Origin of the sequence: Saccharopolyspora sp. 7B, assembly GCF_020177435.1 — a bacterium.
GTDB classification, from domain to species: Bacteria; Actinomycetota; Actinomycetes; order Mycobacteriales; family Pseudonocardiaceae; genus Saccharopolyspora_C; species Saccharopolyspora_C gregorii.
The window spans coordinates 24,324-31,572 of sequence record NZ_JAIUKC010000090.1 but is presented as its reverse complement, the minus strand read 5'-3'; the positions used below and the strand labels follow the sequence as shown (position 1 = coordinate 31,572).

The window sequence follows — 7,249 nt, the reverse complement described above, 5'->3', positions numbered from 1 at the left end:
CCCCCCGCCCCCCCGCCGGGGGGCCCCCCCCCCCCCCCACGTTTTTTTGGGGCCCCCGGGGGTTGGGGGGGGGGGGGGGGGGGCCCCCCGGGGGGGGGGGGGCCACCGGTCGTCGCGGCGGACCGTGACGCGTTGCGGAAAGGTCGTGGTGGGAAAAACCACTCGTCAGGCGAGTTGCACTAGCTCCAAGTAATCAGCCGACCAGTGGTCCTCGGTCCCGTCGGGCAACAGGATCACCCGTTCCGGCTCGAGTGCTTCCACGGCTCCTGGATCGTGCGTGACCAGGACCACCGCTCCGGTGAAACTGCGCAGCGCGTCGAGGACCTGCTCGCGGCTCGCGGGGTCCAGGTTGTTCGTCGGCTCGTCCAGCAGCAGCACGTTCGCGGCGCTGGAGACGAGGCCCGCCAACGCCAACCGCGTCTTCTCGCCACCGGAGAGGGTGCCCGCGGGCTGCTCCAGCTGTTCGCCGCGGAACAGGAACGCGCCGAGCAGGGTGCGCAGCTGCTGTTCCGGGGTGTCCGGGGCGGCGCTGCGGATGTTCGCCCACACGCTCGCGTCGTGGTCGAGGGTCTCGTGCTCCTGCGCGTAGTAGCCGACGCGCAGGCCGTGCCCGGGTTCCATGGCACCCGCGTCCGGTTCCTCCATGCCGCCGAGCAGCCGCAGCAGCGTGGTCTTGCCCGCGCCGTTGAGACCGAGGACCACGACCTTCGCCCCGCGGTCCACCGCCAGGTCCACGCCGCTGAAGATCTCCAGCGAGCCGTAGGACTTCGACAACCCGCTCGCGGTGAGCGGGACGCGCCCGCAGGGCGCCGGGTCGGGGAAGCGGATCTTGGCGACCTTGTCGTCGACCTTCTCCTCTTCCAGGTCGTTGACGAGCTTCTCCGCGCGGCGGGCCATGTTCTGCGCGGCGACGGCCTTGGTCGCCTTGGCGCGCATCTTGTCGGCCTGCGCCATCAGCGTGGAGGCCTTCTTCTCGGCGTTGGCGCGTTCGCGGCGGCGGCGCTTCTCATCGGCGGCCCGCGCCTCCTGGTAGCGCTTCCAGTCCATGTTGTAGACGTCGGCCTCGCCGCGGACCGCGTCGAGGAACCACACCTTGTTCACCACGTCGGCCAGCAGGTCCACGTCGTGGCTGATCACCACGAGCCCGCCGTCGTGCGAGCGGAGGAATTCGCGCAGCCAGTTGATCGAGTCCGCGTCGAGGTGGTTCGTCGGCTCGTCCAGCAGCAGGGTCGTCGCCGAACGGCCGCCGGGCCCCGCCTCGGAGGCGGCGAACAGGATGCGGGCGAGCTCGACGCGCCTGCGCTGACCACCGGAGAGGGTGCGCAGCGGCTGGGACAGGATGCGGTCCGCCAGCCCGAGGTTCGAGCAGATCCGCCCGGCCTCGCTCTCGGCCGCGTAGCCCCCGCGGGCGCCGAAGCGCTCCTCCAGCTTGCCGTAGCGGTTGATCGCCTTGTCCCGCTTCCGGTCGTCGGCGAACTCGGCCATCTCGGTCTGCGCCTTCTCCATGTCGCGCAGCAGCTGGTCGAGGCCGCGGGCGGAGAGCACCCGGTCCTTCGCGGTCACCGACAGGTCGCCCTCGCGGGGGTCCTGCGGGAGGTAGCCGAGTTCGCCGCGTCGGACGAGCTCCCCGGCGTAGGGCTCGCCCTCACCGGCGAGCACCCGCAGCGTCGTCGTCTTGCCCGCGCCGTTGCGGCCGACCAGGCCGATCCGGTCGCCCGGCTGGACGCGCAACGTGGCGCCGGAGAGCAGGATGCGCGAACCCGCGCGCAGTTCTAGGCCCGAGGCAGAGATCAAGGAAGGCTCCGAAGACGTAGTGGTCGAGCGAGATCACGGGGACGCCCGCCGCAGGCCGGTCCGGTCACCGGGTTCGACGGGCCGAGGGCACCGCGGCTAATCGGCGGAGACCGTCGTGCGCGGCCCCCGCAGGCGGAGCTCCGCCGCGCACCTGTTCGTCGCGCGCTTGCTCACCACGTGCCCAGTGTAGCGGCCGGTCCCGCGGCTCCGGCGCGCACTCCGCACCCCGGCGACGGGACGCGACCGGCCGGTCACGGTTCGCGGACGTGGACCTCGACGGCGGTGGCGCGTTCGGCGGCGTCGTCGAGGATGGAACGCCGTGGTTCCGGGACGTCGAGCACTCGCGGTTCCGCGGTGGCCAGGAACTCCCGCAGCCGCGGTTCGGCGCGCAGCGCCTCCAGGGCCCGCCGGTCACCGCCGAGCACCAGCGCGTCCAGCCGGTCGCGCTCCGGCAGCAGCACCCGCGCGACGTCGGCCGCGGCCGACTCCAGCGAGCGCCGGGCCTGGCCCTCGCGGCGGCGGGCGAAGCGCTGCTGGGACTGGCCGCCCGCCTTGTTCCGGCCGTGCACCAGGTGCCGGTCGGTGTGGGAGACCTCGACGGTGCCGTCGCGGGCGATGCCGACGCTGTGCGCGCCGAGGCGCACCAGCACCAACCCGATCCGCCGCGGCGTGCGCGCGTGCTCCACCAGCGGTCGCACCGCGAGGCCGGGGCGTTCGCCGTGCGGCCCCGGCAGGTCCGCGAACGCGATCGCGACCCGCGCGGTGGCGCCGTCGGCGGCGGTGACCACGACCTCGCGCGGGGCGAGCTCGGTGCGCTCCGCCCCGCCGTGGCGGGTGGCGAAGCGCTCGAACCAGCCGGCCAGCCGTTCCGGCGGCACCGCCGCCGCCCGGCCGCCCCCGACGAGTTCCCTGCTGCGCATGCCCCCATCCCAGCACGCGCGGGCTTCCCGGCGCGAGGACGTTCGGCGCAGCCGGGGGCTCCGCTCGCCCGAGCCACCGCTGCGTCGATCGGCAGCCCGTTGACGTGCACCGACCCGAGTGCGGATGATCTGGATCACATCGATCGGGAGGTGCGCCGGGATGACCGCTCCCCCTTCCAGCGCGCGGCGGGTCGCGTTCGCCGGGCTGATCGGCACCACCATCGAATGGTTCGACTTCTTCATCTACGGCACCGCCGCCGCGCTGGTGTTCAACCGGTTGTTCTTCCCCGAGTTCGAACCGCTGCTCGGCACCCTCGCCTCGTTCGCGACCTTCGCCGTCGGGTTCGTCGCGCGGCCGCTGGGCGGGGTGCTGTTCGCGCACCACGGGGACCGGCACGGGCGGAAACCGGTGCTGGTCGCGTCGCTGCTGCTGATGGGCGTGGCGACGGTGCTGATCGGGGCGCTGCCGACCTACGGGACCATCGGCGTCGCCGCCCCGCTGGTGCTGGCGCTGCTGCGGTTCGCGCAGGGCATCGGCGTCGGCGGCGAGTGGGGCGGGGCCGCGCTGATGGCGGTGGAGCACGCGCCGCCGCACCGGCGCGGCTTCTACGGCAGCTGGCCGCAGATCGGGGTGCCCGCCGGGCTGCTGCTGGGCAACCTCGTGTTCGCCGCGCTGTCCGCCGGGCTCGACGAGGCCGCGTTCCTGACCTGGGGCTGGCGGGTTCCGTTCCTGTGCAGCGGGGTGCTGATCGGCGTCGGCCTGCTCATCCGGCTGCGGATCAGCGAGAGCCCCGTGTTCCAGCAGGCCGCCCGCGAGCAGCCGCGGACCCGGGCGCCGGTGCTCGACGTGCTGCGCGAGCACCCGCGGACCGTGGCGCTGGCCGCGGGCTCGTTCCTCGCCGCCAACGCCACCTTCTACGTGGGCACCACCTGGATCGTGGCGTACGCGACGAGTTCGTTGGGCTACGAGCGCACCACCGTCCTCGGCGCCAACGCGTTGCTGAGCTTCGCCGACATCCCGCTGATGCTGGCGTTCGGGCTGCTCTCCGACCGCATCGGGCGGCGCGGGATGTCGATGGCGGGCATGGCGGGGCTGGCGGTGTTCGCGGTGCCGTACTTCCTGCTCGTCGACAGCGGCTCGATCGGCCTGTTCCTGCTGGGCGGCGTGGTGGTGCAGCTGTGCCGGACCGCGGTGTACGGGCCGCAGTCGGCGTACTTCGCGGAGCTGTTCAGCACCCGGTTCCGCTACAGCGGCGCGTCGCTGGCCTACCAGCTGGCGGCGATCTTCGGCGGCGGGCTGGCGCCGATGATCTGCACCGCGCTGTACGGGTGGACCGGCTCGTCGATGGCGATCGCCGGGTACGTGATCGCGGTGTGCCTGATCTCGCTGGGTTCCGGCTACCTGCTCACCGAGACCTACCGGCGCACCCTCACCGAGGCACCGCCGACCGGCTGAGGACCGGTAGCTCCACTCCCCCGCGCCGGGACCCCGCGCGGCGGGAACGGGGATCCCTCAGATGGAGATCTCCGAGAACAGCCGGGTGGTCCTGCCGGAGAGCGCTTCGAGGAGGGACGCGGCCTGGTCGTCGGTCAGCGAGGCCACGAAGTCGATCACCGCGCGGCCGCGGGCCCACCGCTCCAGGTCCGCCGCGCCGAGCTCGTGGCCGCCGGTCGACAGCGCGATCGGATCGCTCCCGCGCAGCTCCGCGAACTCCGCGCGGGCCCGTTCGAACAGGTCCCGCAGCCGGTGCGGCAGCCGCGCCGCCTCGCTGCGGTCGATCAGCCACGAGTCGAGCGCGGTCACCAGCTTCGTCAGCAACCGGTCCTGGCCGCGCTGGTGCAGCGCCAGGTCGGGGCGTTGCAGCACGAAGCGGCGGTGCACGAACTTGAGCACCTGCACCTCGTGCCACTGCTCCGGTGCCAGCGACACGTGCCCGGAGCGCACCGTCGGCGTCCGCTCCACCCGCACGCCCTCCACCAGCCGCCGCGTCCACTCACCGGAGAACACCGCGACCGCCTGCTCGGCCTGCTTGGAGCGGTCGAACGGCACCTGGAGCAGCTTCGCGACCAGCTCGTCCAGCACCCGCTTCACCGCGTCCGTGAACGCCGCGTCCGAGGCGATCCAGGAGTCCTTCGCGTGCAGCCTGCGCCGCAGCCGCTCCAGCGACCGGCCCGGCAGGTGCTCGGTGCCCGCGAGGTCCGCGTCGCCCAGCTTCGCCAGCTCCACCTGGTGCGCCAGCCATTCGGTGAGCTCGTTGGACACGGTGGTGTGCTGCAGGATGCCGACCCGGTGGAAGTCCTCCAGGTCGTGGATCGCGTAGGCGATGTCGTCGGCGGTGTCCATCACCGAGGCCTCGACGGTCTGCTGCCAGCTCTCGATGCGGCCGCGGAACACCGACCGGCAGTCCCGCATGTCCTCCAGCTCGGTGACGTAGCAGGAGAACTTCGCCGAGCCGGTGCCCGGCGCCTCGTCCGGCTCCGACGCGCCCCGCGGCGGGACCCGCAGGTCGCGCGGGTGCGGCGACGGGCGGTGCCGCCGGGTCCACGGGTACTTCAGCAGCGCGGCGCGCACCGCGGCCGTGAGGTCCAGGCCGTCCCCGGCACCACCCGGGTCGCCGCGCACGTCGATCGAACTCACGATCCGGAACGACTGCGCGTTGCCCTCGAAACCGTCCACGAGCCCGAATTCCTGGCGCGCGATCCGGTCCAGCACCGTCTCCCCGAGGTGTCCGAACGGCGGGTGCCCCAGGTCGTGCCCCAGCCCGGCGGCCTCCACCACGTCCAGGTCGCAGCCGCCGAGCTCGTCCATCACCGCCGCCGCGTCCGGATCGGCGCACAACCGCTCGCCGATGGCTCGCGCCACCTGGGCCACCTTCAAGCTGTGCGTGAGCCGGTTGTGCAGCAGCATCCCCGACCCGCTGGGCGTCACGACCTGCGTGACACCACCGAGGCGGGCGAAGAACGCGGAGCTCGACACCCGGTCCCGGTCGGCCCGGAACGGGCTGGCCGCCAGGTCGGAGGCCGGGCGTCCGGCGCGGACTGCGTCGCTGCGGCGGGAGGTTCGCTCGACCGGAGGATCGGTTCGCATGCCCGCACGTTACTGCGTGCCTCCCCGCTGCCGGGGAAGCGTTCGGACGGCGCCACCGCGGAACCACCGGAACCCGCGGCGCGTGGTCGAAGCCGCCCCGGCCGAGCGGCGGCACCCGCACCGGTCGTGATCTGATGCCATCGTGGTGGACGTGCTCATCGTGGGGGCGGGGCCGGCCGGACGGGCGGTGGCCGCGGCCTGCGCCGACACCGGACTGGACACGACCGTGGTGGATCCGGCGCCGCGGCGCGGCTGGGGGCACACCTACGGCTCCTGGGTCGACGAACTGCCCGCGTCGGTCCCGCGCGAGGCGCTCGCCGCCGTGACCGGCTCGATGCTGGCCTACGGCACCGCGCGCCACGAACTGGACCGGCCCTACGCCGTGCTGGACAACACCGCGCTGTGGAAGCACCTGTGGCGGTCCGACGTGCAGGACGTAACGGGCCGCGTGGTGGGCGCCGAGCACGGCCCGACCGGATCGACGGTGCACCTCAAGGACGGCAGGCGGCTCGCCGCGGCCCTCGTCGTCGACGCCTCCGGCGCGGCGCGGGTGCTCTCCGGCGGCCGCCCGGCGCGGACCGCGGCCCAGCAGTCCGCGGTGGGCGTGGTGCTGGACTCGGCCGCGGCCGAACCGCTGTGCCCGCCGGGGTCCGGGGTGTTCATGGACTGGCGATCCGCGCCCGACACCCGCGGCGGCTGGCCGACCTTCCTGTACTGCGTGCGGCTCGGCGGCGGCGCGGTGCTGCTGGAGGAGACCTCGCTGGCCCGGCGGCCGTCGCTGCCGCTGGCGCTGCTGCGCCGCCGGCTGCACGGCAGGCTCGCGGCGGCGGGCATCGAGGTGCCCGACGGGGCCGCCGAGGAGCGGGTGCGGTTCCCGGTGGACGACCCGGTGCCGATGCCGGGCCGGGTCGTGGCGTTCGGCGCCTCCGGTGGCCTGGTGCACCCGGCCAGCGGGTTCAGCGTGGCCGCCGCGCTGCGGCAGGCGCCGTGGCTGGCGGGAGCGCTCAGCGCGGGCCTGAGCGCGGGTCCGGCGAAGGCGTCGAAGGCGGCCTGGGCGATCTCCTGGCCGCCGCGCGCGGTCGCGGTGCACGGGCTGCGCAGGCGGGCGCTGCGCGCGCTGCTGGCGTTCCCGCCGGAACTGGTGCCCGAGTTCTTCGACGTGTTCTTCTCGCTGCCCGACGCCGACCAGGCCGTGTTCCTCGCGGCGGACCACGACCCCGCCCGGACGGCGGCGGTGATGACGGCGCTGTTCCGCCGCTCCCCCTGGTCCGTCCGGCGTAGGCTCGTGACCGGCGGATTCGGCCCCGGAGGCGGCGAGGCGCAGCACGGCTTCGGCGGTCTCTGAGCGGTACCGCACGCCACGACCCGCACGTCAGGACGCTGTGTCGGTTCCCACAGCGGGTGGGCGAGCTGGGTGCCCGAGGACGGTTCGTCGCGCTAGGTTGGC

At 74.1% G+C, this 7,249-nt stretch carries 5 protein-coding genes; 2 read left to right on the top strand and 3 right to left on the bottom strand.

The annotated features are described in order from the left end of the window. Window positions 1-165: 165 nt before the first annotated feature. Window positions 166-1,794: an ABC-F family ATP-binding cassette domain-containing protein gene (locus LCD33_RS15395; RefSeq protein ID WP_224957660.1), complete on the bottom strand. Its 1,629-nt coding sequence runs from the start codon at window positions 1,792-1,794 to the stop codon at window positions 166-168. A 251-nt stretch (window positions 1,795-2,045) separates the two neighbouring features. Beyond that, window positions 2,046-2,714: an acVLRF1 family peptidyl-tRNA hydrolase gene (locus LCD33_RS15390; protein WP_224977986.1), complete on the bottom strand. Its 669-nt coding sequence runs from the start codon at window positions 2,712-2,714 to the stop codon at window positions 2,046-2,048. Window positions 2,715-2,874: 160 nt separating this feature from the next. Here LCD33_RS15390 and LCD33_RS15385 point away from each other — a divergent pair, with 160 nt between their 5' ends. Beyond that, on the top strand, window positions 2,875-4,170 hold the full coding sequence (locus tag LCD33_RS15385) for an MFS transporter (protein WP_224977985.1): 1,296 nt from the start codon (window positions 2,875-2,877) through the stop codon (window positions 4,168-4,170). Between the two features lie 57 nt (window positions 4,171-4,227). On the opposite strand, the gene LCD33_RS15380 is transcribed toward LCD33_RS15385, so the two are convergent. Further along, complete coding sequence (locus LCD33_RS15380) at window positions 4,228-5,802, bottom strand: deoxyguanosinetriphosphate triphosphohydrolase family protein (RefSeq protein WP_224957666.1); 1,575 nt, start codon at window positions 5,800-5,802, stop codon at window positions 4,228-4,230. Between the two features lie 142 nt (window positions 5,803-5,944). On the opposite strand from LCD33_RS15380, the gene LCD33_RS15375 reads away from it, so the two are divergent. Then, entirely contained in the window at window positions 5,945-7,147 is a 1,203-nt protein-coding gene (locus LCD33_RS15375; protein ID WP_224957667.1) for a lycopene cyclase family protein, read from the top strand. Window positions 7,148-7,249 lie beyond the last annotated feature (102 nt).

Bases quoted from the DNA above. Each gene is read 5' to 3' on its own strand.
- LCD33_RS15390 (WP_224977986.1), bottom strand. From the start codon at position 2,714: ATGCGCAGCAGGGAACTCGTCGGGGGCGGCCGGGCGGCGGCGGTGCCG.
- LCD33_RS15385 (WP_224977985.1), top strand. From the start codon at position 2,875: ATGACCGCTCCCCCTTCCAGCGCGCGGCGGGTCGCGTTCGCCGGGCTG.
- LCD33_RS15380 (WP_224957666.1), bottom strand. From the start codon at position 5,802: ATGCGAACCGATCCTCCGGTCGAGCGAACCTCCCGCCGCAGCGACGCA.